We start from the raw sequence: 831 nt of genomic DNA on the forward strand, positions 1-831 counted from the left end.
CCACCACTCAAACGGACGCGGCCGATTCCAACGCGATGTGCAGCACCGTGTCCGTACTGACTTTGAGTCGGTAGACCGCTCGCTCAAGCCGCAACCGGCGCAGGTGCGCTTTCGGGTTCTCACCCACGACCGCACGGAAGACGCGGTGAAAGTGATGCGGCGAAAGACCAGCGACCGCCGCGATCTCGGCGAGGGTCACCGGCTCCTCGAGACGCTCCTCCATCCAGTGAAGTGCCCGGCTCACACGTTCCGCATGCCGCTGAGCGGTGAGTGGAAGGACGACTGAGGACACGCTTCGAATCTACGAGCGCCGGTCAGTCGGCGTCTCGACGTTTTTTGCGAATCCCACCGAAGCGACTCGCCCCAATGCCCCGAAAGGTCCATATGGACATCGCGTAGACATCTCCCCTGCGAAATGGACAACTCGGAGCGTGACATCTGTAGGAACCGGCTGACGATGAACTGCTGTCGGTCGTCAGAACTGGTCTGCGAGCGCCCTCCGCTGCGCATCCCAATCGAAGTCCTCCAACGTTTTGCGAGCCGGTAACCCGGCGGCCTTGATCCGCAGCTCTGCGCCCGAAGCGTTGCGCGCCGTGGTCTTCCGCGTGAAGGAGCCTGAGTGGGACACTTCTTCTGAGGGCCACCTGTAGGGATCGCTTTGGGGTCGTCGACCGCGCATGAAGGGAGAACCGTGATGACTGGGGATGAAGTGTTCGACACGATCGCTCACGAGATGACTGCGCTTGACGGTGTGTCACGGAACCACCGCGGCAGTCTCATCGTCTCGGGAAGCAGCAGTGGCGCCGTGCGCGCCATGACCAGCGGCGGGCA

Annotated in this window: 1 protein-coding gene; it reads right to left on the reverse strand. The window is 62.7% G+C overall.

What is annotated here, in order from left to right:
- Nucleotides 1-7 precede the first annotated feature (7 nt).
- Nucleotides 8-292 (reverse strand): helix-turn-helix domain-containing protein, encoded by a 285-nt coding sequence (locus B4F19_RS15320; protein WP_139833211.1) that lies wholly within the window; start codon nucleotides 290-292, stop codon nucleotides 8-10.
- Between the last annotated feature and the right edge of the window lie 539 nt (nucleotides 293-831).

The sequence above is a fragment of the Microbacterium sp. UBA1097 genome (assembly GCF_002313585.1).
Taxonomy (GTDB): Bacteria; Actinomycetota; Actinomycetes; order Actinomycetales; family Microbacteriaceae; genus Microbacterium.